Below are 22508 nucleotides of genomic sequence, written 5' to 3' on the forward strand. Positions count from 1 at the left end.
ACCCTCCCCGTTCCCACGTCTCGGAGGTTCACGCTCCATGAAGCTCACCGTCGTCGGCTGCTCCGGCTCGTTCCCCTCCGCGGGATCGGCATGCTCGAGCTACCTCGTAGAGGCCGACGGCTTCAGGCTGCTCCTCGACATGGGCAACGGCGCCCTCGGAGAGCTGCAGCGCCACGTCGGTCTCTACGACCTCGACGCGATCTTCCTCAGCCACCTGCACGCCGACCACTGCATCGACATGTGCGCGTACTTCGTCGTCCGCTACTACCCGCACGGCGGCGACCGCCCCGCCCGCATCCCGGTCTACGGCCCCGAGGGCACGGAGCAGCGGCTCACCACCGCGCACGCGGACACCCCGTCCGACCATGCGATGAGCGAGGTCTTCGACTTCCACACGCTGAAGCCGGGCTGGTTCGAGATCGGCCCCTTCTCGGTGCGTACGGAGAAGCTCCGGCACCCCGTGGACACGTACGGCATCCGCATCGAGCACGGCGGCTCCTCGCTCACGTACTCCGGCGACACCGGCATCTGCGAGGCCCTGGACGAGCTGGCCGAGGGCACCGGCCTCTTCCTCTGCGAGGCGTCCTTCGTGCACGGCAAGGAGGACATCCCGGACCTCCACCTCAACGGCCGCGAGGCCGGCGAGCTGGCCGCCAGGGCGGGCGTCGGCCGCCTGGTGCTGACGCACATCCCCCCGTGGACCGACGCCGAGCGCAACCTCTCCGACGCCCGCGAGGTCTTCACCGGCCCGACCGAACTCGCGGCGCCGGGCGCGGTGTACCAACTCTGAGCGGTGCGCCCGTACGCGTACGACGAAGCCCTCACCTTCCGCCGGGAAGGTGAGGGCTTCGAGCTGTCGGGCCGGACCTACTTGGTCAGGTCCTCGATCTCCTCCTCGGGCTCACGGCCCGGGGTGGTGAGGTTGAACTTGATGATCGCGAACCGGAAGGTCACGTAGTAGATCGCCGCGAAGACCAGGCCGATCGGGATGATCATCCAGGGCTTGGTGGCGTGGGTCCAGTTCAGCGCGTAGTCGATGAACCCGGCCGAGAAGTTGAAGCCCGCGTGGACGCCCAGGCCCCAGGTGACGGCCATCGACACGGCGGTCAGTACGGCGTGCAGCACGTACAGGACAGGCGCGATGAACATGAACGAGAACTCGATCGGCTCGGTCACACCGGTGACGAACGAGGTCAGCGCGAGCGAGACCATCATGCCCATCACGGCCTTGCGGCGCTCGGGGCGGGCGCAGTGCGCGATGGCGATCGCGGCGGCCGGAAGGCCGAACATCATGATCGGGAAGAAGCCGGACTGGAACATACCGGCGGTCGGGTCGTCGGCAAGGAAGCGCGGGATGTCACCGTGGACGACCTCGCCGGCGGCGTTGGTGAAGTCACCGAGCTGGAACCAGGCGACCGTGTTCACGAACTGGTGCATGCCGATCGGGATCAGCGCACGGTTGATCAGGCCGAACAGCGCGGCGCCACCGGAGCCGAGACCGGTCATCCACTCGCCGAAGTTGGATATGCCGTCACCGATGGGCTCCCAGACCAGGCCGAAGAAGACGCCGACGATGACGCCGACGAAGGCCATGATGATCGGGACCAGGCGGCGGCCGTTGAAGAAGCCGAGCCAGTCGACGAGCTTCTTGCGGTGGTACCGCTGCCACAGGACCGCGGCGAGCAGACCCATGATGATGCCGCCGAACACGCCGGGGTCGTTGTACGTCGCGGCGGTGTCCGCGCCCTTCTGGACCACGGCTTCGGTGACCGGGAACGCCTGGAGCACCTTGCTGTAGACCAGGAAGCCCACGAGGGCGGCGAGAGCGGTCGAGCCGTCCGACTTCTTCGCGAACCCGATGGCGACGCCCACGCAGAACAGGAGCGGCAGGGCGCCGGTGATCGCGCCGCCGGCATTGCCGAAGACGGCTGCGACCTTGTCCCACCCGAGACCGTCGGCGCCGAACACGTCCGGCTGACCCAGGCGGACCATGAGACCGGCGGCCGGCAGCACCGCGATCGGCAGCTGCAGGCTGCGACCCACCTTCTGCAGGCCCTGGAACAGGCCGGAGCCCCGCTTCTTCGCGGGGGCCGCCGTAGCGGTGGCCGTACTCATCAACTTCCTCCAGTAAGCAAGGCGCCGCCGGGGACAGGGGGTTTTGGGTGGGCGACGACTCGAGAAACGTGAGGCGCGAGCTTCACGTGGTCTGGACCACTGAGTGGTGTAGACCAGTTGTAGCACGGTGAGGGTTAGATAAGGAACCTGCAATTTGCGACTACTTCGCAGCAGCTACCGCATACGTACCGTGACATGCGAAAAGCCCCCGGACCGCAGGGTCCGGGGGCCGCGCTCACAAGGTCAGCGACCTTGCATAAAGCCTACTTCGTGAGGTTCCTCTCGATGTCCTCCTCCACCTCCTCGGGCTCCCGCCCGGGCGTCGGCAGGTTGAACTTCGTGATCGCGAACCGGAAGATCACGTAGTAGACGACCGCGAAGCAGGCACCGATGGGCATGATCAGCCACGGTTTCGTATCCAGATGCCAGTTGACGACGTAGTCGATCAGCCCGGCCGAGAAGCTGAACCCCGCGTGCACCCCCAGCGCCCAGGTGACGCCCATGGACACACCGGTCAGGATCGCGTGCACCCCGTACAGCAGGGGCGCGACGAACAGGAACGAGAACTCCAGCGGCTCCGTCACACCCGTCACGAACGACGTCAGCGCGACCGACAGCATCAGACCGGCCACCTCCTTGCGCCGCTCCGGCCGCGCGGTGTGCGCGATGGCCAGCGCCGCCGCGGGCAGCCCGAACATCATGATCGGGAAGAAGCCCGAGGTGAACTGCCCGGCCGACGGGTCCCCGGCGAAGAACCGGGAGATGTCGCCCTGGACGGTGCCCCCGTCGCTCCCGGTGAACTCGCCCGCCTGGAACCAGAAGAACGTGTTCAGGAACTGGTGCATGCCGATCGGGATCAGCAACCGGTTGGCGAAACCGAAGATCGCCGCGCCCCAGGCGCCCAGGTCGATCAACTGCTTGGCGAACCAGGTCAGCGCGTCACCCACCGGCTGCCACAGCAGCCCGAACAGCACGCCCAGGATCACGCAGAGGAACGCCATCAGGATCGGGACCAGGCGGCGGCCGTTGAAGAAGCCGAGCCAGTCGACCAGCTTGGTGCGGTGGTAGCGCTGCCAGACCACGGCGGTCAGCAGCCCGATGATGATCCCGCCCAGCACGCCCGGGTTCTGCGGCACCCCCTCCGGGACGTCCTTGGTCACCGAACCGTCCACCGGGAACGCCGTCAGCACCCCCCGGTAGACCAGGAAGCCGGCGACGGCGGCCAGGGCCGTCGAGCCGTCCGCCTTCTTCGCGAAGCCGATCGCGACCCCGATGCAGAAGAGCAGCGGCAGGCCCAGCTCGCCGTCGAGGATCGCGGTGCCGCCGTTGAGCAGGACCTTCGCGAACTTGTCCCAGAAACGTCCGTGCAGCGAGGAGTCGAAGAGATTGCCCAGGCTGACCAGCAGGCCCGCCGCGGGCAGGACCGCCACCGGCAGCTGCAGGCTGCGGCCGACCTTCTGCAGGCCCTGGACCGGCCCGTTCCACCACTTCCGCTGCGGTAGCGCGGCCGCGTTCGAACTCATCGGCATCCTCCCGGAACACGCCTGGTTTGGCGGTCGTCGCATACTGGTGTAGACCAGTCGCGATACGGTGCGGAGCCCGGCCCGGAAGGCGGGGCGCCGGTGATCGTCATCATTGGGGACCGTGCGGATGCCCGCCCGAGAAGTTGGGCCAACCGTGCGTTACCGTGACGAAACGGACCCATGGTGGGCCGTCGCACGCACATGAGGAACCAGGGAGAAGGCCATGGCCAGCAAGGCTGAGAAGATCGTCGCCGGGCTCGGCGGAATCGAGAACATCGAAGAGGTCGAGGGCTGCATCACGCGCCTCCGCACCGAGGTCATCGACCCGGGCAAGGTCGACGAAGCCGCGCTCAAGGCCGCCGGCGCCCACGGCGTCGTCAAGATGGGCACCGCGATCCAGGTCGTCATCGGCACCGACGCCGACCCGATCGCGGCCGACATCGAAGACATGATGTGACCACCGCCTGACCCCGCCCCCGCAGGCCCCGCCCACCCCGGACGGGGCCTGCGGCGCGTCCGGGGCCGCGGCCCGCACGGACCCCCTCCGCACCGGGGCGCCCGCCCCTCCACACCCGGAAAACGAGGCCCCCGCCACCCGATAGGCTCGGCGCCATGTCTCGTATCGACGGCCGCACCGCCGACCAGCTCCGTCCCGTCACCATCGAACGCGGATGGAGCAAGCACGCCGAAGGATCCGTGCTCATCTCCTTCGGCGACACCAAAGTCTTCTGCACCGCCTCCGTCACCGAAGGCGTGCCGCGCTGGCGCAAGGGCAGCGGCGAAGGCTGGGTCACCGCCGAATACTCGATGCTCCCCCGGTCCACCAACACCCGCGGCGACCGCGAATCCGTACGCGGCAAGATCGGCGGCCGGACCCACGAGATCAGCCGGCTCATCGGCCGCTCCCTGCGCGCCGTCATCGACTACAAGGCCCTCGGCGAGAACACCATCGTCCTGGACTGCGACGTCCTCCAGGCCGACGGCGGCACCCGCACCGCCGCCATCACCGGCGCCTACGTCGCCCTCGCCGACGCCATCGCCTGGGCCCAGGGCAAGAAGATCATCAAGCACGGCCGCAAGCCGCTGACCGGCACCGTCGCCGCCATCAGCGTCGGCATCGTGGACGGCACCCCGCTCCTCGACCTCTGCTACGAGGAGGACGTCCGCGCCGAGACCGACATGAACGTCGTCTGCACCGGCGACGGCCGCTTCGTCGAGGTCCAGGGCACCGCCGAGGCCCAGCCCTTCGACCGCACCGAGCTCAACGCCCTGCTCGACCTCGCCACCGCCGGCTGCGTCGACCTCGCCCGGCTCCAGAACGAGGCACTGGCCACCACCCTCGGCGCCTGAAAAACAGACCGAGAAGGTAAAGAGGCAACCAAGTCCCGCCCAGCGGCGTCGATACGCATACGGGCGCACGGGTCGAACCGTGCGCCCGTCCGCGCATCCGCACCCGGGGAGGGACCACACCATGGCCGCGCGCCACCGGCTCCACCGCACCGCACTGGCCGTCACCGCCGTACTCATCACCGCCACCGCGGCGGCCGGCTGCGGCGCCCTCGACAAGACGCTCGACTGCGTCCGCACCGCCGACACCATCGCCACCAGCGTCGACAACCTCCGCCAGGCCGTCTCCAACGCCTCCAGCGACCCCACCCAGGCGACCGAGGCCCTGGACCAGATCCAGGAGGAGCTGGGCAACCTCGGCGACAAGACGGACAACGCCGACCTCTCCAAGGCCGTGGACGACCTCCGCTCCGGCGTCACCAACGTCCGCGACGCCATCGACAAGGGCGACGCCACCCCCGACATCACCCCGGTCACCGACGCCGCCGGCGAGATCGCCAAGGTCTGCACCCCGTGACACACCGGTGCCCCGGCAGCACCACGGCCGCCGGGGCACCCGGACCACCTCACGACGAGGACAGGTTCTTCCAGAACGCGTAGTGGTGGTCCGCCGCGAAGTCCGTCCGGCCGATGTTCCCCGACGCCAGCCGCTGCACGTACGCGTCGCCGTCCGTGAACCGCTGCCACGCCGGCAGCCCCGCGCCGTTCATCCGCCCGGTGCTCGCGAACCGGCTCCAATACCCGACCACCGTGTCCGACAACTCCGCCTGCGCCCCGTCCAACGGCTCGAAGAGCTCGTTCTCGAACAGGTAGGCCAGATCCGTCATGTGACCGGTACCCAGGGAAAAGCTCGCCGGACGCGGCACCCCCCGGAAGTACGGAGCCGACTCCTCGGCGAACTCGTACGCGTACACCGACGTGTGCCGCGCCAGCGCCCGCTGCGTGTCCAGCGCCGCCGTCGACCAGTCCGCATCCGTCAGTACCGCCGACAGCGCTGCCGCCGGAGCCGCATACCGCTCCACCGGATACTCGGCCAGCACCGCCGGGGCATCCGCTCCGAACCGGGCCGCCACCTTCTCCGCATACCCCTCGGCGGTCAGCGGCTTCCCCGTCATGAGCTCGTCCAGACCGGCCAGCCCGCTCATCTCGTCGCGCGTCGAACCGTGCAGCACCGGCACCCGCGCGAACCGCCCCGCCGCGATCGCCCGCGCCGGCGCCTCCGGCACCACCTCACCGTCCACCACCGGCCGGTAACCGTCATGACCCGACGCGGACGCCTCGACCAGGTCGGCCGTCGGCAGGGCCCGCAGACGGGAGTCGACATTTTCCGCGTCGCCGCCCAGGGCCGCCGCGACGACGGCCTCACCCTGCTCCTCCGCCTGCGCCCGCGTGAACGAACCGTCCGGCCCGACACACCCCGCGCTCTGCAGGATCGCCTTGTGGAACAACCCCCGCGCCCCCGGCGACACCAACTGGGCGCACACGCTGTACGCCCCACCCGACTGCCCCATGAGCGTCACGTTGCCCGGATCCCCGCCGAAGGCACCCGCGTTGCGCGCCACCCACCGCAGCGCCGCCTGCTGGTCGAGCAGCCCCAGATTCGCCGGAGCGCGCAGACCCGGCGCCGACAGGAACCCGAACGCCCCCAGCCGGTAATTCACCGTCACCACCACCGCACCCTGCCGCGCGGCCGCCAGCTTCGCCGCGCCGTAGCTCGCCCCGTCCCCGTACGCGAAGCTCCCGCCGTGGATCCATACGATCACCGGCCGGGGCCGCGCCGACCGCCCGGCCGGCGTCGTCACATTCAGATACAGGCAGTCCTCACTGCCCCCACCCGCGATCGAGATGGGCTGATCGGTGGGCTGCGCGCAGGCACTTCGCGGGGCCCGGGCGTCCAGCGTGGCCGACCACGGCCGGACCGCGGCCGGCTTCTTCCACCGGCGCTCACCGGTCGGCGCAGCCGCGTACGGGATGCCCTGGAACGTACGCACCCCACCGGTGACCGCCCCCTGCACGGGGCCTTCGGCGGTCACCACCCGGGCGGGGAGGGGGGCGGTGCCGGGACGCTCCGCAGCGCCGGCGGCCGGCGCGAGAGCGACCGCGGCGAGGGTGGCCGCGGTGAGGGCGGTGACACGGGACTTCAGGGAACTCATCAAGGACTCCAGAGCTGGACGTGATCTTCGGTGCGCCAACAGGACCAACGTAGCCGGGAGTTGGGCGAACGTGCAAGACGTCTGTATGAGGCGATCGCGCAAAACATCTGCGTCAGGCGTTCGCCTCACGCCCGTGGGCGGCCCTAGGATGCGGCGCATGGGTATGGGAAACCGGGAAAAGCTGCTGGAAGCGGCCAGGAAGTGCCTCTTCGAGAAGGGGTACGAGCGCACCACGGTCCGCGACCTCGCCTCGGCGGCGGGCGTCAGCATGGCGGCCATCGGCTACCACTTCGGCTCCAAGGAGGCCCTGCTCAACCAGGCGCTCTTCGAAGCGCTCGACTCGGGCGGCCAGGCATTCGGGCCCTCGACGCGGGGCGACGGCCTCGGGGCACTGTGGGCCCACCTCATCGAGGCGTTCTCGGCCAACAAGACCTTCTGGCTGGCCAACCTGGAGACGATCCTGCGCGCCCAGCGTGACCCGGAGCTCCGCGAGCAGGTCGCCTCAGGACTGCGGCAGGGGCGCAGCGGCATGGCCCACGAGGTCACGGGGACGCCCGAGGGCGAACTCTCCGAGGAGACCGTGCGCACCCTCGGGTCCGTACAGCTCGCGCTCGTCGGCGGCCTGATGATGCAGCACATCACCGATCCGGAGTCGGCCCCCACCGCCGCCGAGGTGCTGGCCGGCATCCGCGCCCTGGCCGCCAGCCTGCCCGACGAGGCGTGACACCGGGCCGGGCGATACTGGGCGCATGACCCGCCTCATCCTCGCCACCCGCAACGCCGGGAAGATCACCGAACTCCACGCGATCCTCGCCGACGCGGGCCTCACGCACGAGCTCGTCGGCGCCGACGCGTATCCGGAGGTCCCCGACGTCAAGGAGACCGGCGTCACCTTCGCCGAGAACGCCCTGCTCAAGGCCCACGCCCTCGCGCAGGCAACCGGCCACCCCGCGATCGCCGACGACTCCGGCCTCTGCGTGGACGTCCTCGGCGGCGCCCCCGGCATCTTCTCGGCCCGCTGGTCCGGCACCCACGGCAACGACCGCGCCAACCTGGACCTGCTCCTCGCCCAGCTCGGTGACATCTCCGACCCCCATCGCGGGGCCTACTTCGCCTGCGCCGCCGCGCTCGCCCTCCCGGACGGCACGGAACGCGTGGTCGAGGGCCGCCTGACGGGCACCCTCCGCCACACCCCCGCCGGGGGTTACGGCTTCGGCTACGACCCGATCCTCCAGCCGGACGGCGAGACGCGCACCTGCGCGGAACTGACCCCGGCGGAAAAGAACGCGATCAGCCACCGGGGGAAGGCGTTCCGGGCGCTGGTGCCGGTGGTGCGGGAGCTGGTGGGGTGACGCAGGAAGTGGCCTTCGCCTTCGAAATAAAGGCGAAGGCCACTTCCTACCTGTGAGCCCGGTGGGATTTGAACCCACGACACACTGATTCTAAGTCAGCGCCCTCTAGCCTGCTGGGGTACGGGCTCGCGCAACCCACTCTACTGTGCGGTGGCGCGCCCCTTCGAGAAAGTCGCCGTTTGGCTGTGGCACGAAGGGCAGAGATAGCGCAGATTGGCCTGGCGGTTGTCGGCACGGTTCCCGTTGATGTGGTCGATCTCCAGCACGAGGCGTCTCCCTCGCCACGACTCTCCGGTTCCGCACACCGCGCACGCGCGCGGCAGCCCCACGTCGTCCAGTGCGCGTCTCAAGAGGGACGTCCTTGTCCGGGATGCGCCATCCCTCAGGACAAGGATCTCGTCAGCCCCTTTGCGGCTCGGGGAGCGCGTCCCCGCCGAGTGGCCCTGGCCGACGAAGTGAGCGGTCGAGAGCTGGTATTTCTCGATGTCTCGCTTCAGGCGGATGCGGGCGCCGCCGTTGTCGACGTGTCCCAATGCCTCCAGCACGGCGGCGAGGCTGCGGGATGCGGCAACCGCGGCCTCCAGCTGGGCGCGCGGGACCGAAGGAGTGCCCTGCTTGCGCCCGCTCGTGAAGTGGGACGTGTCTATGCCGAGTCGATCGAGCTTCGCCCGCACGTACCCGTACGGGCTGTCGCTCGGCGGCAGACCCATGTACTCGAACATCCCTCTGATGCTGCACGAGTTGGCGGCCGCTTCGGCGAGGAGTGCGGCCGGGTAGGCCGTACGGGCCCGTTCGGGAAGAGATTCGTCCGCGAAGTGGGAGGTGTCGATGCCGTAGTGCCGGAGGCGGTCGCGTACGTATCGGCATGTGCGGCTGCCCAGCGGTGCGTCGAGCTTGCGCACCAGATCGACAAGGCTGGTAGCCGTGGCCGCGGCTTTCTCGAGCACGCTGCGCGTGTACATGACGCTCATGCTGTCCTCGCGCGGTTGCGTCCGCGGTACGTGTCGGTCGACGCGTGGCAGTTGGGGCACAGGATGCGAGATTCACCGGACGGTTGTCCCACCAGTTGCCGTTGACGTGATCGACTTCAAGTCGCAGCGGCTGCCCCTGCCACTCGCCCGGGTTTCCGCACTCTGCGCACGCGTCGATCACCCCCGTACGTACCAGCTCTCGGCGCAGCCGTTCGCCGGGAATCCGGCCGTCGTGCGGGTCACCGAGAGCAAGGGGGTTTCCTCGCGCTCCCGTGGGGCGGCGGCGTGGCGGTGTGCGCACGAAGTGGGATGTGTCGATGCGGAGAGCGGCGATGCGGCGGCTGATATGCGTGTGATGTCCGCCCACCGGATTGATGCCGAGGCGGCGCACGACCTCCGCCACGCTCGTTGAGCGCGCCACCAGATCGCGCAGTACCGCTTCGGTGTGGCGCACCCTCGTGTCAGCCAAGTGCGAGACATCCACACCCCACTCCGCCACCTTCCGCCGCAGGTAGCTCCGTGCCCCCGGCGTGGGAGTCCCTCCGCACCACCGCACGGCGTCATTGATGTTCGTCGTCATGCGCGCCGCTTCTTCGAGCAGCTCGCGCGTGTACCGAATCCCCACGTTCCCCACCGCATCCGGCCGCCCGTTCGCGGCCTCGTACGGAGTAACGAACCGACTATCGGAGCGTCACGTCCGATATCCGACAAGATGCGGAACGGCCCGTACCGCTTCGGGGGAAAGCGGTACGGGCCGTGGCCGGGCGGGGTGGGTCAGAACTTCGGGTCGGGGCTCTGGGCGTGGACCAGTTCGGCGGCTTCCTCTTCCGTCTCCACCGACGGAGGGGAACCGTCCAGCGGCTTGTTCGCCGTCTCCTTCATGCAGGCCACCGCGATCACGCCCACCAGGGCCGCCGCCATCGAGTAGTACGCCGGCATCAGGTTGGTGCCCGAGACGCTGATCAGGGCCGTGATCACCAGCGGAGTCGTACCGCCGAAGATCGACGCGGAGAGGTTGTAGCCGACCGAGAGCGAGCCGTAGCGGACGTTCGTGGGGAACAGGGCCGGGAGCGCCGCCGACATCGTGCCGAGCATGCAGACCAGGGAGAGGCCCAGCATCAGCATGCCGATGATGATCGCCGGGATGCTGCCCTGGCGGATCAGGAGGAACGCCGGGAGGGAGAAGATCAGGAAGCCGAGCATGCCCGTCATCAGGAGGGGTTTGCGGCCGAAGCGGTCGGAGAGCTTGCCGACCTGGCTGATGATCAGCATCAGGAACACCATGACGCCGAGCAGGATCAGCAGGCCGTGCGTCTCGCTGTAGCCGAGCTCGTCGGAGAGGTACGTCGGCATGTACGACAGCAGCATGTAGTCGGTGATGTTGTACGCGCCGACGAGGCAGATGCAGAGGATCAGCGTCGGCCAGTAGTCGCGGAAGATCTTCGCGAGGTCCCCCTTCGCCGTCGTCTCGACGCTGTCCGCCGCCTCCGTGGCGTGTGCCGTGCCGCCCTCCAGCTTCTGGAAGGCCGGGGTCTCGTCCAGGCGCAGTCGCAGGTAGAGGCCGACGAGGCCGAGCGGGCCCGCGACGAGGAACGGTACGCGCCAGCCCCAGGCGTCCATCTGGGCGTCGTTGAGGAGCGCGTACAGCAGGGTCACCAGGCCCGCGGCGCCCACGTAACCGGCGAGCGTGCCGAACTCCAGGAAGCTGCCGAAGAAGCCGCGCCGCTTGTCGGGGGCGTACTCAGCGATGAAGGTCGAGGCGCCGCCGTACTCGCCGCCCGTCGAGAAGCCCTGGAGCATGCGGAAGAAGATCAGCAGGACCGCGGCCCAGACGCCGATGGTCTCGTGGGAGGGGATCAGGCCGATCGCGAAGGTGCCGATCGCCATCATGATCATCGTGAGGGCGAGGACCTTCTTGCGGCCGATCTTGTCGCCCATCGGGCCGAAGAACATGCCGCCGAGGGGCCGTACGAGGAAGGCGACCGCGAAGGTGGCGAACGAGGAGAGGAGCTGGGTCGTGTCGTTCCCGGACGGGAAGAACACGTCGCCGAGGGTGCCGGCCAGGTAGGAGTAGATGCCGAAGTCGAACCACTCCATGGCGTTACCGAGGGAGGCCGCCTTGACCGCGCGCTTGACCGCCTGGTCGTCCGTGATCGTGATGTCGGTGCGCCGCAGCTTGGGGTTCTGACGCTTCCGGATGGCACGGAACAGCGCGGGATGGCGTTTGACCGCTTCCGGGTCGGCCACCTGGTGGGGGTCGGAGGCCGCCATGGCCGGTTCCTTTCCTCGGCAACTGTTACAGGAAAGGCTTCTGCGCGGACATGGCGGCCGCAAACCGGTTCAGTGAAGGAATGGGATGTCCATCACATGATTTCGGCCATTCGGCCCAGTGAATGGCCCGTTTCGGTCCGTTCCGTGCGGCTTGCGGACCGGCCCGCCCGCTCCTCAGATCTTGAGGTCCTTGATGATCTTGGCGACGTGGCCGGTGGCCTTCACGTTGTAGAAGGCATGGGCGACCTTCCCCTCCTCGTCCACCACGACGGTGGACCGGATGACGCCCGTCACCGTTTTGCCGTAGAGCTTCTTCTCGCCGTAGGCGCCGTACGCCTCAAGGGTCTCCTTGGCCGGATCACCCACCAGTGTGACCTTGAGGTTCTCCTTCTCGCGGAACTTCGCGAGCTTCTCCGGCTTGTCGGGGGAGACCCCGATGACGTCGTAGCCGGCCTCGGCGAGCAGGCCGAGGTTGTCCGTGAAGTCGCACGCCTGCTTGGTGCAGCCGGGGGTAAGCGCTGCGGGGTAGAAGTACACGATGACCTTGCGGCCCTTGTGGTCCGCGAGCGAGACGTCGTTGCCGTCGGCGTCGGGGAGGGTGAAGGCGGGGGCGGTGTCGCCGGGCGTGAGGCGCTCGCTCATGGTTCTCCTCGTTGGTACGTGGGGTCTAAGGGACCGAGCGTAATGGGGGTGCCGCCGGGTGCGGATGCGGCGGAACTGACAGACTGTCGATGAAGGTTTACCGGACGAGGACCACGGAGGCGGCGCGGTGTCGGATGCCAGGACCCCTGCGCAGATCGAGGCGGACATCATCAGCAGGCGCGAGCGGCTTGCGGTGGTACTCGATGAGATCGGGGTGCGGGTGCACCCGAAGACGATCATGGGCGACGCGAAGGCGAAGGTCGCCGGGACCGTGGACCGGACGGCCGGCCGGGCTTACGTGGCGGTGAACCGGGCGGTGTCGGACGTGAAGGCCCAGTTCGTGTCGGAGACGGGGAGCCCGCGGCTGGAGCGCGTGATTCCGGCGGCACTGCTCGCGGTGGGCGTGGTCGGCCTGGTGGTCGTCTCCTCGCGACGCGGCAAGCGCTGACCCCTCGCGCGGGGCGGGCGCGCCGCCCGGTAGGTTGCGGGGCGTGAGCGAGAACAGCGACGACAAGCTGCCCATCCGGATGCTGCACGACCGAGTGCTGGTCCGGTCCGAGTCGCCCGAGGGCGAGCGGCGTTCCGGCGGCGGCATTCTGATTCCCGCGACGGCCGCGGTCGGCCGTCGGCTGGCGTGGGCCGTGGTGGTGGCGGTGGGGCAGAACGTGCGGACGGTCGAGCCGGGTGACCGGGTGCTGTTCGACCCGGAGGACCGGGCGGAGGTCGAGGTGCGGGGTGTGGCGTACGTGCTGATGCGCGAGCGCGACCTGCATGCGGTGGCCGCGGACCGGTTCGAGGGTTCGGAGGATTCGACCGGGTTGTATCTGTAGTTCTGTGGGTGAAGGGCCCGGTGACGGTTGTCACCGGGCCCTTTGCCTGTCCTTTGCTACGGTGGGGGGACCCCGACGAGACGCGCCGTACCGGGTTTCGCAAAGACGACGCACCCGTGTTGTTCGCGTGTTCTGTCTCGTCGGAGGTGCTGTCGTGGCGTGGGTTCTGCTGGTCGTGGCCGGTCTGCTGGAAGTGGCCTGGTCGATCGGGATGAAGTACACCGAGGGGTTCACCCGGCTGTGGCCGAGTGTGTTCACGGGTCTGGGGATCGTGGCGAGCATGATGCTGCTGTCGCACGCGGCCCGGACGCTGCCGATCGGTACGGCGTACGGGGTGTGGGTCGGGATCGGTGCGGCGGGTGCCGCGGTCCTGGGCATGGTGGTGCTGCACGAGCCGGTGACGGCGGCCCGGATCTTCTTCGTGTGTCTGCTGCTGGTGGCCGTGGTGGGGCTGAAGGCGACCTCGGGGCACTGAGCCCGGGCGGGGCTCGGGGGCTTCAGGGCCGGGTGCTGGGGGCCCGGGTGCCGCGCGGCCCTTCGAGGAAGCCGCCGATGTCGCCGCCGTCCCCGCCCCCGGTGTCCCCGCCGTCCCCGCCGCCCGTGTCCGCCCCGCCGTCGCCGGTGCCTCCGGCCGGGTTGTCCGTGGTGCCGGGGGTGGTGCGCGGGGCGGAGGGGGTCCGGGACGGGGTGGTGCGCGGGGTGCGCCGGGGGGTGGCCGAGGGGGTGCGGCGGCCGGTGTCGCCGGGGGCGGTGGATTCGGCGGTGGGCAGGGCGGTGTCGCCGGTGTCCTCTTCCACGTCGAGGTCGAAGTCCTGGGCGGGGGTGGCCTTGAGGGCGGCCCCGGTGTACTGGGCCCAGGTCTCGGCGGGGGCGCCGCCGCCGTTGATGCGGGGGAGTCCGAGCGCGCCGTAGAGGGACTTCTGGGCTCCGGTGTCGGGGTCCTGGCCCATGACGGCGATGACGGTGGCGAGGTCGGGGGTGTAGCCGGCGAACCAGGCGGCCCGGTCCTCCTCGGCGGTTCCGGTCTTTCCGGCGGCGGGGCGGCCCGCGCCGCGTGCGGCGGTGCCGGTGCCGCCCTCGACGACGCTTTGGAGGATCGACGTGGTGGTGTCGGCGGCCTCGCGGCTGACGGCCTGCTTCACCGTGCGGTCGGGCAGGGTGACGTTCTCGCCGTCCTTGGTGACCTTGCTGACCAGGACGTGGGCGCCGTGCTTGCCGTGGGCGGCGAGGGTGGCGTACGCCTCGGTCATGTCGAGGACGCTGGCGGTGGCGACGCCGAGGGCGATGGAGGGGGTGGGGGTGAGGTCGGAGGTGTCCTTGGGGATGCCGAGGTCGATGGCGGTCTGCCGGACCTTCTCGGGGCCGACGTCCTCGGCCATCTGGGCGTAGACGGCGTTGACGGACTTGTCGGTGGCGGTGCTCACGGTGATGGGGCCGTAGCTGCGGTCGTCCTCGTTGGCGGGGTCGTAGCCGGTGGGTCCGTCGGGGCCTTCGACCATGCGCTTGTTGGTGCCGTCGTAGATGGTGCTGGGGGTGATGCGGCGGCCGTCCTGGGTGGTGGAGTCGTTGGCGACGGCGGAGGTGAAGACGAAGGGTTTGAAGGTGGAGCCGACCTGGTAGTCGCGGCGGGTCGCGTTGTTGACGTACTGGCGGGTGTAGTCGATGCCGCCGTACATGGCGACGACGTGGCCGTCGGCGGGGTCGATGGAGGCGCCGCCGACACGGACGTTGCGGTCGGGTGCGCGGTCGTCGTCGGTCTTGGACATGACCTTGTCCTCGACGGCTTCGATCAGGGCGTCCTGCTTCTTCTTCTGGAGTGTGGTGGTGATGCGGTAGCCGCGGGTGGCGAGGGTCTTCTCGTCCAGGATGTCGTTGCCGACGAGGTAGTCCTCGACGGCTTTGACGATGTAGCCGCGCTGCCCGGAGAGGCTGTTGGCGGGCTTGACGGGGCCGGGGACGGGGAAGGTCATTGCGGCGCGTTCGGCGGGGCCGAGCCACTTCTCCTTGACCATGCCGTCCAGTACGTAGTTCCAGCGGGCGACGGCTGCGGCCTTGTTCTCGGGGTGGGCGACGACGTCGTAGGCGCTGGGGGCATTGAGGAGGGAGGCGAGGTACGCGCCCTGGGCGGTGGTGACGTCGCCGATGTCCTTGCCGTAGTACGCCTGGGCGGCGGCCTGGATGCCGTAGGCGTTGCGGCCGAAGTAGCTGGTGTTGAGGTAGCCCTCCAGGATCTGGTCCTTGGACTGTTCGCGGTTGAGCTTGATGGAGATGAAGAATTCCTTGATCTTGCGGACGACGGTCTGTTCCTGGCCGAGGTAGTAGTTCTTGACGTACTGCTGGGTGATGGTGGAGCCGCCCTGTTTGCCCTTGCCGGTGAGGGTGTTCCAGCCGGCCCGGAACATCGCTTTGACGTCGACGGCGCGTTCGGAGTAGAAGTCCCGGTCCTCGGCGGCGAGGACGGCGTGCTGGACGGTGCGGGGGACCTGGGCGAGCTTGATGTTCTCGCGGTTGACGTCGCCGTCGCGGGCGATGACGGTGCCGTCGGCGTAGAGGTAGACGTTGGACTGGGCCGTGGCGCTGGCGTTGGCGGCGGGGATGTCGACCAGTTGGTAGCCGGCGATGAAGCCGCCGATGAGGATCAGGGCGATGAGGAGGACGCCGCCGAGGACCATGCGCCAGGTGGGGATGAGCCGCCGCCAGCCGGTGCGCTTGGGGCGCTTGGCCTTGCCGGGCTTCTTCGGGGCGGTGCCGTCGGCGGCCTCGGCCCGGTCGCCTTCGGGGGCCGGTCCGGGGGCGGCGGCGTCGGCAGGCAGGTCCCTGGGGGCCCAGCCCGGCGGGTCGGCGTCCCCGTTCTGCTGCTGTGGCTCGTCGCTCATGTCGGTGCAGACTCCTCGGCCGCGGTCAGTTCCCCCATAGTGCCCTTTTCTGGCGCATATCCCTTGGATCGACGGCCGAAAAGCGCTCGCGGCGGCTGTCCCGGCTGGACTAGGCTCCTGCGCTTTGGTGTCCGCGCACGGTGCGGCACCCGTTGACGGGGAGGCGGTTGCTGTGCGGGTCTACGCGGTGGTGGCGGCGGGTGGTTTCCGCCGTTACGCCACCTATCGGATCGAGACGGCGGCGGGGGTGTTCACCAACACCGTCTTCGGCTTCATCCTCGCCTACACGTACATGGCGTTGTGGGACGAGCGGCCCCGGCTCGGCGGTTACGACATGCCCCAGGCGCTCACCTTCGTCTGGCTGGGCCAGGCGCTGCTGATGACCTGCGTGATGATGGGCGGCGGTTTCGAGGACGAGCTGATCGAGCGCATCCGCACGGGCGACATCGCGGTCGACCTCTACCGCCCGGTCGACCTCCAGCTGTGGTGGCTGGCGCAGGACTTGGGGCGGGCGGCCTTCCATCTGCTGGGGCGCGGCATCGTGCCGATGGTGCTGGGCGGGCTGGCGTTCGACCTGGCGCTGCCGGGGTCGGCGGGGCCGTGGCTGGCGTTCCTCGTCTCGGTGGCGCTGGGTGTGGTGGTGAGCTTCGCGATCCGCTATCTGGTGGCGCTGTCCGCCTTCTGGCTGATGGACGGGGCGGGCGCGGCGCAGATCGCCTTCCTGGCCGGGCTGTTCTTCTCGGGGATGCTGCTGCCGCTGAGCCTGTTCCCGGGTCTGCTGGGGGAGGTGGCGCGGCTGCTGCCGTGGTCGGCGCTGCTCCAGGTGCCGGCGGATGTGTTCCTGGGCAAGCACACGGGCTGGGGTCTGGTGAGGGTGTACGTGTTCCAGGCGTCCTGGGCCGTGGTGCTGCTGCTGGTGGGGCGGATGGTGCAGTCGGTGGCGACGCGGAGGGTGGTGGTCCAGGGTGGCTGAGGTGGCGGAGGCGGTCGTGCCGGAGGCGCCGGGGGAGGTGTTCGCCCCGCGCCCGCGGCTGGTCGAGGGGGTGCGGGCGTACGGGCTGATCGTGTCGATGTGGCTGCGCTCGACGATGGCGTACCGGGCGTCGTTCCTGATGACGGCGGTCGGTAACTTCGCGGCGACGGCGTTCGACTTCGTGACGATCATGCTGATGTTCGGGCACGTCGACGCGCTGGGCGGCTACACGCTCCCGGAGATCGCACTGCTGTACGGGGCTTCGGGGACGGCGTTCGGGCTGGCGGACCTGCTGATGGGGTCGATGGACCGGCTGGGCCGCCGGGTGCGCGACGGCACGCTGGACACGTTGCTGGTGCGGCCGGTCCCGGTCCTCGCGCAGGTGGCGGCCGACCGCTTCGCGCTGCGCAGGCTGGGGCGGATCACTCAGGGGCTGCTGGTGCTCGGCTACGGGCTGGTGGCGGCGGACATCGACTGGACCGTGGCGAAGGCGGTCCTGCTGCCGCTGATGCTGCTGAGCGGGTCGGTGATCTTCGGGGCGGTGTTCGTGGCGGGCGGGGCGTTCCAGTTCATCGCGCAGGACGCCTCGCAGGTGCAGAACTCGTTCACGTACGGCGGCAACACGCTGCTCCAGTACCCGCCGACGATCTTCGCGAAGGACCTGGTGCGCGGGGTGACGTTCGTGGTGCCGCTGGCCTTCGTGAACTGGCTGCCGGCGCTGTACGTGCTGGGCCGGGAGCTGCCGCTGGGGCTGCCGTCGTGGGTGGCGTTCCTGCCGCCGGTGGTGGCCGCCGTCTGCGCGACCGGGGCGGGCCTGGCGTGGCGGGCGGGGCTGCGGGCGTACCGGAGTACGGGAAGTTGAGACGGGACGGGAGAGGGAGCGGCATGGGAACGGACACGGGCGGCGGGGCGGCCTTCATCGAGCTGGACCGCCTGGAAAAGGTCTTCGACGTCCGGCGCAGGACGGGGTTCCTGCGCGGCGAGCGGCGTCAGGTGCGGGCGGTCGACGGGATCAGCTTCCGGGTGGAGCGCGGCGAGATGGTCGGCTACATCGGGCCGAACGGGGCCGGGAAGTCGACCACGATCAAGATGCTGACGGGCATCCTCACGCCGAGCGGCGGCTCCCTGCGCGTCGCGGGCATCGATCCTTCGCGGGAGCGTACGCGGCTGGCGCACCGGATCGGGGTGGTCTTCGGCCAGCGCACGACGCTCTGGTGGGACCTGCCGCTGCGCGACTCGTACCGGCTGGTGCACCGCATGTACCGGGTGCCGGACGCGCGCTTCCGGGCCAACCTGGACAGGTGCGTCGAACTCCTGGACCTGGGCGAGCTGTTGGACGTACCGGTGCGCCAGCTGTCGTTGGGGCAGCGGATGCGCGGCGACATCGCGGCGGCGCTGCTGCACGACCCGGAGGTGCTGTATCTGGACGAGCCGACGATCGGCCTCGACGTGGTCTCCAAGGCCAAGGTGCGGCAGTTCCTGCGGGACCTGAACGCGGAGCGCGGGACGACGGTGCTGCTGACGACCCATGACCTCACGGACATCGAGCAGCTGTGCGACCGGGTGATGGTGATCGACCACGGCCGGCTGATGTACGACGGTGCGTTGGCCGGGCTGCACGAGGTGGGGGAGAGCGAGCGGACGCTCGTGGTCGATCTGGAGCGCGAACTCCCGCCGATCCGGCTGGAGTCGGAGCCCTCGGTGCGGACGGTGAAGGTGGAGGGGCCGCGCCAGTGGCTGGCTTTCCCGGCGTCCGCGTCGGCGGCTCCGCTGGTGGCGCGGATCGCCGCGGAGTACCCGTTGGCGGACCTTTCGGTGCGGGAGCCGGACATCGAGGCGGTGATCGCGAAGATGTACGCGCGCGAGCGGCCCGGTGAGCCGGTGACGTGAGCGGGCGCGTTCCATAGGCTGAGTGCCATGACGAGCGAACTCCCCGATATGCGCGCCTCCGACGCCGAGCGTGAACGTGTTGCCGAGATCCTGCGTGAGGCGGTCGCCGAAGGGCGTCTGGAGATGGAGGAGTTCGAGCAGCGCCTCGACACCGCCTACAAGGCGCGGACGCACGGCGAGCTGGAACCGCTGGTCCGTGATCTGCCGGCCGTCGGCTCCGCCTCGTCGGTGGCCGCCGTCGTCCAGCCCCGGTCGGGTTCGGCGGCCCGCTGGTCGGAGCGGATCGGGCGGCCGGCGACGTCGACCGGCGGGTTCGCGCTCTGGGGCGGTTTCCGCCGCCGGGGCAACTGGACGGTCGGCCGGGTGTTCACCGCGTTCGCGATGTGGGGCGGTGGTGACATCGACCTGCGTGAGGCGAACTTCGAGGCCCGTGAGACCGTCATCCGCTGTTTCACGATCATGGGGGGCCTCCATGTGACGGTCCCGCCGGACCTCGACGTGGAGGTCCGGGGCATCGGCATCATGGGCGGTTTCGGGGAGCACGCCAAGGACGAGTCGGCCCCCGCGCCGGACGCGCCCCGGGTCCGGATCACCGGCTTCGCGCTCATGGGCGGTGTCGGGGTGGAGCACAAGCGCAGCAAGGCGGAGAAGCAGCGGCTGCGGGAGGCCGAGCGCGAGCGGGGGCGCCTGGAGAAGGGCGAGGGGCGCTAGCTCAGAGCGCGTCGACCTCCGGCCTGTCCCCGGTCAGGGCGTCCACGTCCAGCAGTGCCGCCAGGCGGGCGTATCCGGCGTCGTTGAGGTGCAGGTGGTCGCCGGAGTCGTAGGGGGCGCGCAGGTGTCGGGGGTGGGCCGGGTCGCGCAGGGACAGGTCGGAGTCGAGGACCTGGTCGAAGATCCCGCCCGCCCGGATCTCCGCGTTGACGTGCTGCCGCACCCGCTCCCCGCCGGCCGTCCAGACCGCCGAGCCCTGGTACGGCATGAGGGTCGCGCCGATGACCTTCAGGCCGCGTGCGTGGGCCCGCCGGGTGAGGTCGCGCAGGGCGTCGGTGATCCGCTCGGGGTCGGTCTCCCTCGGGAGCGCCTGGATGTCGTTGATGCCGAGGGCGATGACGACGGTCTTCGCGCCGGAGACGCCGAGGACGTCGCGTTCGAAGCGGTCGAGGGCGCGGGGGCCGATGCCGTCGCGCAGGAGGCGGTTGCCGCCGATGCCCTGGTTGGCCACCGCGTACCGGCCGTGCAGCCGGTCGGCGACGACGTCCGGCCAGCGGGTGTTGGCGTCGGTGGTGGTGCCGGAGCCGGCGGTGAGCGAGTCGCCGAACGCGACGAGTGTCCCGGTCGCCTTCGTGCCGCCGCCCCGCACGTCGACGGCGGTGAGGTAGCGCCACTGCGTGGTGGCCCAGGTGCCCCGGTCGTCCTCGGTGTACGAGGTCTGGTGGCTGTTGGGGTGTACGGTGACCGGCCCGTCGGCGGTCGGGGTGCGCAGGGTGACCACGAGGTCGGCGTCGGCGGCGACCGGGACGGCGACGGCGTCGCTGACGGTCTGCCCGCCGGCGGCGACCGTGACGGACGAGGCGCCCCGGAACGTCACGGGCCGGGTGTTCACGGTGACGCGGTCGATGAGCAGGGGCCGCGTACCGAACAGGTTGGACAGCGTGACGCGGGCCTCGGTGCCGCCGATGCTGGTGTGCACGACGTTGCGGATGACGCGCCGGCTCTGGTCCTCCGCCTGCGCCGGGTCGGCCACGCCCCCGACGGGGGCCGCCGCCCAGGTGGCGAGCCAGTGCCCGGAGGAGTGGGCCGGGGCGGCCGGGCTGTGGGCCACGCCCCGCGGGGCCGTGGTGGCGGCGGCCGTCGCCCTGTCCCCGGAGAACAGCAGGGAACCGGCGAACGCCACGGCTGCGGCGAGCGCGGCGGTACCCGCCACGAGGGCTATGAGCAGGGCGTACCCCTGGCGCCTGGGCATGGGCGGTGTGTCTCCTTGCGGAAATGAGGAAAGCGGGGAGTGGACCGGTTCCCATGATGAGGCAGGGCGCGGGGAACTCGACGTGCGGGCCGGGAGTAGGTCAGGTAGGCACAATGCGTAGCGGACGTCTGGGGCTGTGCGTACGCGGACGGGTGGAGCGGATGGAACGGATCGACGGAACCGGGCGGACCGAGCGGGGAGAGCTGCCCCCGGGGCCCGGTGGGAGGGCGAGACCCGGGGGCCTCGCCTCGTTCGCGTACACCGCGGCGGACGAGGAGAAGCGTCGTGGCGTACGCCGTATGAAGACCACGGCCACCGGCCTCCTTCTGCTGGTCGCGCTGGTGTACGTCCTCGCCACCTGGGCGAAGAACGAGGGGGTGAGCGGCTGGCCGGGCTTCGTCGCGGCGGCCGCCGAGGCGGGCATGGTGGGTGCGCTGGCGGACTGGTTCGCCGTCACGGCCCTCTTCAAGCGTCCGCTCGGTCTGCCGATTCCGCACACCGCCATCATTCCCACCAAGAAGGACCAGCTGGGGGCGTCCCTCGGTTCCTTCGTCGGCGAGAACTTTCTCTCCGGGGACGTCGTACGTGACCGGATTCACTCGCTGGGCATCGGCGGCCGGGTCGGGGCGTGGCTCGCGGAGCCGGCCCACGCGGACCGGGTCACGGCCGAGCTGGCGACCGCGCTGCGCGGGGCGCTCACCGTCCTGCGGGACGCGGACGTCCAGGCCGTCGTCGGCGAGGCGATCACCCGGCGGGCGGACGCGGCGGAGGTCGGCCCCGGCCTCGGCCGGATGCTGGAGAAGGTCGTCGCGGACGGCGGTCACCGCAAGCTGGTCGACCTGGTCTGTACCCGCGCGCACGACTGGCTCGTGCTGCACGGCGACTCGGTGATGGACGCGGTGCAGGGCGGGGCGCCGGGCTGGACGCCCCGGTTCGTGGACAAGCGGGTCGGGGAGCGGGTCTACAAGGAGCTCCTGCGCTTCGTCACGGAGATGCGGGACATGCCGGGGCACCCGGCGCGCGGCTCCATCGACACCTTCCTCGCGGACTTCGCGGCCGACCTGCAGACCGACTCGGAGACCCGGGAGCGGGTGGAGCGCCTGAAGTCGGAGATCCTGGGGCGCGGCGAGGTGCAGGACGTCATCGCCTCCGCCTGGGCGTCGGTGCGCGCGATGGTGATCGCGGCGGCGGAGGACGAGCAGAGCGAGCTGCGGCTGCGCGCCCGGGCCTCGCTGATGTCGCTGGGTGCCCGGCTGGCCACGGACGAACGGCTCCAGGGGAAGCTGGAGGGCTGGCTGGAGGACGCGGCGGCGTACGTCGTGACGACGTACCGGGCGGAGATCACCTCGCTGATCAGCGACACGGTGGCCGGCTGGGACGCGGACCAGACGTCCCGCAAGATCGAGGCCCACATCGGCCGCGACCTGCAGTTCATCCGCATCAACGGCACGGTGGTGGGGGCGCTGGCGGGGCTGGCGATCTACACGGTGTCGTGGGCGTTGTGGGGGTGAGGGGGCCCCGGGGCGGGGCCGCGGGGGCCCCGGGGCGGGGCCGCGTGAGGCGGCACCGGGCGCCGGGCCCAGGGCGGGCGGCCGTTCGCGC

The 22508-nt window shown here is 70.3% G+C and carries 23 protein-coding genes, 1 tRNA gene and 1 riboswitch; of the genes, 15 read left to right on the top strand and 9 right to left on the bottom strand.

Annotated elements, in window-relative coordinates:
• The first annotated feature begins 37 nt into the window (after positions 1–37).
• Entirely contained in the window at positions 38–790 is a 753-nt protein-coding gene (locus ABZ565_RS12330; RefSeq protein WP_361024173.1) for an MBL fold metallo-hydrolase, read from the top strand.
• Positions 791–867: 77 nt separating this feature from the next.
• On the opposite strand, the gene ABZ565_RS12335 is transcribed toward ABZ565_RS12330, so the two are convergent.
• Together ABZ565_RS12335 and ABZ565_RS12340 are read right to left on the bottom strand one after the other, a co-directional pair.
• On the bottom strand, positions 868–2115 hold the full coding sequence (locus ABZ565_RS12335; RefSeq protein WP_361024176.1) for a PTS transporter subunit EIIC: 1248 nt from the start codon (positions 2113–2115) through the stop codon (positions 868–870).
• Between the two features lie 263 nt (positions 2116–2378).
• Complete coding sequence (locus ABZ565_RS12340; RefSeq protein ID WP_361024179.1) at positions 2379–3638, bottom strand: PTS transporter subunit EIIC; 1260 nt, start codon at positions 3636–3638, stop codon at positions 2379–2381.
• Positions 3639–3861: 223 nt separating this feature from the next.
• Between ABZ565_RS12340 and ABZ565_RS12345 the strand changes: the two genes are divergently transcribed.
• The 3 genes from ABZ565_RS12345 (at position 3862) to ABZ565_RS12355 (ending at position 5502) form a co-directional block, all read left to right on the top strand.
• Positions 3862–4095 carry a PTS glucose/sucrose transporter subunit IIB gene (locus ABZ565_RS12345; protein WP_093708643.1) on the top strand — a complete coding sequence of 78 codons (234 nt, stop codon included), beginning with the start codon at positions 3862–3864 and terminating at the stop codon, positions 4093–4095.
• Between the two features lie 155 nt (positions 4096–4250).
• Positions 4251–4988, top strand: coding sequence for a ribonuclease PH (gene rph, locus ABZ565_RS12350; protein ID WP_361024182.1), 738 nt, complete (start codon positions 4251–4253; stop codon positions 4986–4988).
• A gap of 121 nt (positions 4989–5109) precedes the next feature.
• Complete coding sequence (locus ABZ565_RS12355) at positions 5110–5502, top strand: hypothetical protein (protein WP_361024185.1); 393 nt, start codon at positions 5110–5112, stop codon at positions 5500–5502.
• Positions 5503–5551: 49 nt separating this feature from the next.
• Here ABZ565_RS12355 and ABZ565_RS12360 read toward each other — a convergent pair whose 3' ends face one another.
• Positions 5552–7138, bottom strand: coding sequence for a carboxylesterase family protein (locus ABZ565_RS12360; RefSeq protein WP_361024188.1), 1587 nt, complete (start codon positions 7136–7138; stop codon positions 5552–5554).
• A 157-nt stretch (positions 7139–7295) separates the two neighbouring features.
• Between ABZ565_RS12360 and ABZ565_RS12365 the strand changes: the two genes are divergently transcribed.
• Together ABZ565_RS12365 and rdgB are read left to right on the top strand one after the other, a co-directional pair.
• Positions 7296–7862 (top strand): TetR family transcriptional regulator, encoded by a 567-nt coding sequence (locus ABZ565_RS12365; protein WP_361024191.1) that lies wholly within the window; start codon positions 7296–7298, stop codon positions 7860–7862.
• A 25-nt stretch (positions 7863–7887) separates the two neighbouring features.
• A complete protein-coding gene (gene rdgB, locus ABZ565_RS12370; protein WP_361024194.1) occupies positions 7888–8490 on the top strand; it encodes an RdgB/HAM1 family non-canonical purine NTP pyrophosphatase in 603 nt (200 codons plus the stop codon).
• A 53-nt stretch (positions 8491–8543) separates the two neighbouring features.
• Here rdgB and ABZ565_RS12375 read toward each other — a convergent pair.
• Positions 8544–8618, bottom strand: a tRNA-Leu gene (locus ABZ565_RS12375).
• 12 nt (positions 8619–8630) lie between these two features.
• Positions 8631–9461 carry an HNH endonuclease signature motif containing protein gene (locus tag ABZ565_RS12380; RefSeq protein ID WP_361024197.1) on the bottom strand — a complete coding sequence of 277 codons (831 nt, stop codon included), beginning with the start codon at positions 9459–9461 and terminating at the stop codon, positions 8631–8633.
• Between the two features lie 106 nt (positions 9462–9567).
• On the opposite strand from ABZ565_RS12380, the gene ABZ565_RS12385 reads away from it, so the two are divergent.
• Positions 9568–9873 carry a hypothetical protein gene (locus tag ABZ565_RS12385; RefSeq protein WP_361024200.1) on the top strand — a complete coding sequence of 102 codons (306 nt, stop codon included), beginning with the start codon at positions 9568–9570 and terminating at the stop codon, positions 9871–9873.
• Between the two features lie 362 nt (positions 9874–10235).
• Here ABZ565_RS12385 and proP read toward each other — a convergent pair whose 3' ends face one another.
• Together proP and bcp are read right to left on the bottom strand one after the other, a co-directional pair.
• On the bottom strand, positions 10236–11732 hold the full coding sequence (gene proP / locus ABZ565_RS12390) for a glycine betaine/L-proline transporter ProP (protein WP_361024203.1): 1497 nt from the start codon (positions 11730–11732) through the stop codon (positions 10236–10238).
• A 174-nt stretch (positions 11733–11906) separates the two neighbouring features.
• Positions 11907–12374, bottom strand: coding sequence for a thioredoxin-dependent thiol peroxidase (gene bcp, locus ABZ565_RS12395; protein ID WP_361024206.1), 468 nt, complete (start codon positions 12372–12374; stop codon positions 11907–11909).
• Positions 12375–12501: 127 nt separating this feature from the next.
• Here bcp and ABZ565_RS12400 point away from each other — a divergent pair, with 127 nt between their 5' ends.
• The 3 genes from ABZ565_RS12400 (at position 12502) to ABZ565_RS12410 (ending at position 13679) form a co-directional block, all read left to right on the top strand.
• Complete coding sequence (locus ABZ565_RS12400; protein ID WP_361024209.1) at positions 12502–12822, top strand: DUF3618 domain-containing protein; 321 nt, start codon at positions 12502–12504, stop codon at positions 12820–12822.
• A 43-nt stretch (positions 12823–12865) separates the two neighbouring features.
• A complete protein-coding gene (locus ABZ565_RS12405) occupies positions 12866–13204 on the top strand; it encodes a co-chaperone GroES (RefSeq protein WP_164399948.1) in 339 nt (112 codons plus the stop codon).
• A gap of 44 nt (positions 13205–13248) precedes the next feature.
• A riboswitch (guanidine-III (ykkC-III) riboswitch) is annotated at positions 13249–13319 on the top strand.
• A 39-nt stretch (positions 13320–13358) separates the two neighbouring features.
• Positions 13359–13679: a multidrug efflux SMR transporter gene (locus ABZ565_RS12410; protein WP_018105629.1), complete on the top strand. Its 321-nt coding sequence runs from the start codon at positions 13359–13361 to the stop codon at positions 13677–13679.
• Between the two features lie 22 nt (positions 13680–13701).
• Here the strand turns inward: ABZ565_RS12410 and ABZ565_RS12415 are convergent, their stop codons facing one another.
• Entirely contained in the window at positions 13702–16080 is a 2379-nt protein-coding gene (locus ABZ565_RS12415) for a transglycosylase domain-containing protein (RefSeq protein WP_361024214.1), read from the bottom strand.
• Positions 16081–16252: 172 nt separating this feature from the next.
• Here ABZ565_RS12415 and ABZ565_RS12420 point away from each other — a divergent pair, with 172 nt between their 5' ends.
• Genes ABZ565_RS12420 through ABZ565_RS12435 form a run of 4 tightly spaced genes read left to right on the top strand, consistent with a single transcriptional unit; the run spans position 16253 to position 19654 of the window.
• Positions 16253–17053: an ABC-2 family transporter protein gene (locus ABZ565_RS12420; protein WP_361024217.1), complete on the top strand. Its 801-nt coding sequence runs from the start codon at positions 16253–16255 to the stop codon at positions 17051–17053.
• A complete protein-coding gene (locus ABZ565_RS12425) occupies positions 17046–17915 on the top strand; it encodes an ABC transporter permease (protein ID WP_361024220.1) in 870 nt (289 codons plus the stop codon). The genes ABZ565_RS12420 and ABZ565_RS12425 overlap by 8 nt, the downstream gene beginning before the upstream one ends.
• A 23-nt stretch (positions 17916–17938) precedes the next feature.
• On the top strand, positions 17939–18943 hold the full coding sequence (locus ABZ565_RS12430; protein ID WP_361024223.1) for an ATP-binding cassette domain-containing protein: 1005 nt from the start codon (positions 17939–17941) through the stop codon (positions 18941–18943).
• A gap of 48 nt (positions 18944–18991) precedes the next feature.
• The gene (locus ABZ565_RS12435) at positions 18992–19654 is read left to right on the top strand and encodes a DUF1707 domain-containing protein (protein ID WP_361024741.1); all 663 of its coding nucleotides are present in this window, start codon (positions 18992–18994) and stop codon (positions 19652–19654) included.
• A 1-nt stretch (position 19655) separates the two neighbouring features.
• On the opposite strand, the gene ABZ565_RS12440 is transcribed toward ABZ565_RS12435, so the two are convergent.
• Complete coding sequence (locus tag ABZ565_RS12440) at positions 19656–20906, bottom strand: SGNH/GDSL hydrolase family protein (protein ID WP_361024225.1); 1251 nt, start codon at positions 20904–20906, stop codon at positions 19656–19658.
• 113 nt (positions 20907–21019) lie between these two features.
• Here ABZ565_RS12440 and ABZ565_RS12445 point away from each other — a divergent pair, with 113 nt between their 5' ends.
• Complete coding sequence (locus tag ABZ565_RS12445) at positions 21020–22417, top strand: DUF445 domain-containing protein (protein WP_361024228.1); 1398 nt, start codon at positions 21020–21022, stop codon at positions 22415–22417.
• The last annotated feature ends 91 nt before the right edge of the window (positions 22418–22508 follow it).

Origin of the sequence: Streptomyces sp. NPDC016469 (assembly GCF_040632905.1) — a bacterium.
Classification (GTDB): Bacteria; Actinomycetota; Actinomycetes; order Streptomycetales; family Streptomycetaceae; genus Streptomyces.

What these genes read in the sequence shown, in the direction of transcription:
- ABZ565_RS12330 (WP_361024173.1), top strand. Translation starts at nt 38, where the DNA reads ATGAAGCTCACCGTCGTCGGCTGCTCCGGCTCGTTCCCCTCCGCGGGA.
- ABZ565_RS12335 (WP_361024176.1), bottom strand. Translation starts at nt 2,115, where the DNA reads ATGAGTACGGCCACCGCTACGGCGGCCCCCGCGAAGAAGCGGGGCTCC.
- ABZ565_RS12340 (WP_361024179.1), bottom strand. Translation starts at nt 3,638, where the DNA reads ATGAGTTCGAACGCGGCCGCGCTACCGCAGCGGAAGTGGTGGAACGGG.
- ABZ565_RS12345 (WP_093708643.1), top strand. Translation starts at nt 3,862, where the DNA reads ATGGCCAGCAAGGCTGAGAAGATCGTCGCCGGGCTCGGCGGAATCGAG.
- rph (WP_361024182.1), top strand. Translation starts at nt 4,251, where the DNA reads ATGTCTCGTATCGACGGCCGCACCGCCGACCAGCTCCGTCCCGTCACC.
- ABZ565_RS12355 (WP_361024185.1), top strand. Translation starts at nt 5,110, where the DNA reads ATGGCCGCGCGCCACCGGCTCCACCGCACCGCACTGGCCGTCACCGCC.
- ABZ565_RS12360 (WP_361024188.1), bottom strand. Translation starts at nt 7,138, where the DNA reads ATGAGTTCCCTGAAGTCCCGTGTCACCGCCCTCACCGCGGCCACCCTC.
- ABZ565_RS12365 (WP_361024191.1), top strand. Translation starts at nt 7,296, where the DNA reads ATGGGTATGGGAAACCGGGAAAAGCTGCTGGAAGCGGCCAGGAAGTGC.
- rdgB (WP_361024194.1), top strand. Translation starts at nt 7,888, where the DNA reads ATGACCCGCCTCATCCTCGCCACCCGCAACGCCGGGAAGATCACCGAA.
- ABZ565_RS12380 (WP_361024197.1), bottom strand. Translation starts at nt 9,461, where the DNA reads ATGAGCGTCATGTACACGCGCAGCGTGCTCGAGAAAGCCGCGGCCACG.
- proP (WP_361024203.1), bottom strand. Translation starts at nt 11,732, where the DNA reads ATGGCGGCCTCCGACCCCCACCAGGTGGCCGACCCGGAAGCGGTCAAA.
- bcp (WP_361024206.1), bottom strand. Translation starts at nt 12,374, where the DNA reads ATGAGCGAGCGCCTCACGCCCGGCGACACCGCCCCCGCCTTCACCCTC.
- ABZ565_RS12415 (WP_361024214.1), bottom strand. Translation starts at nt 16,080, where the DNA reads ATGAGCGACGAGCCACAGCAGCAGAACGGGGACGCCGACCCGCCGGGC.
- ABZ565_RS12430 (WP_361024223.1), top strand. Translation starts at nt 17,939, where the DNA reads ATGGGAACGGACACGGGCGGCGGGGCGGCCTTCATCGAGCTGGACCGC.
- ABZ565_RS12435 (WP_361024741.1), top strand. Translation starts at nt 18,992, where the DNA reads ATGCGCGCCTCCGACGCCGAGCGTGAACGTGTTGCCGAGATCCTGCGT.
- ABZ565_RS12440 (WP_361024225.1), bottom strand. Translation starts at nt 20,906, where the DNA reads ATGCCCAGGCGCCAGGGGTACGCCCTGCTCATAGCCCTCGTGGCGGGT.
- ABZ565_RS12445 (WP_361024228.1), top strand. Translation starts at nt 21,020, where the DNA reads ATGCGTAGCGGACGTCTGGGGCTGTGCGTACGCGGACGGGTGGAGCGG.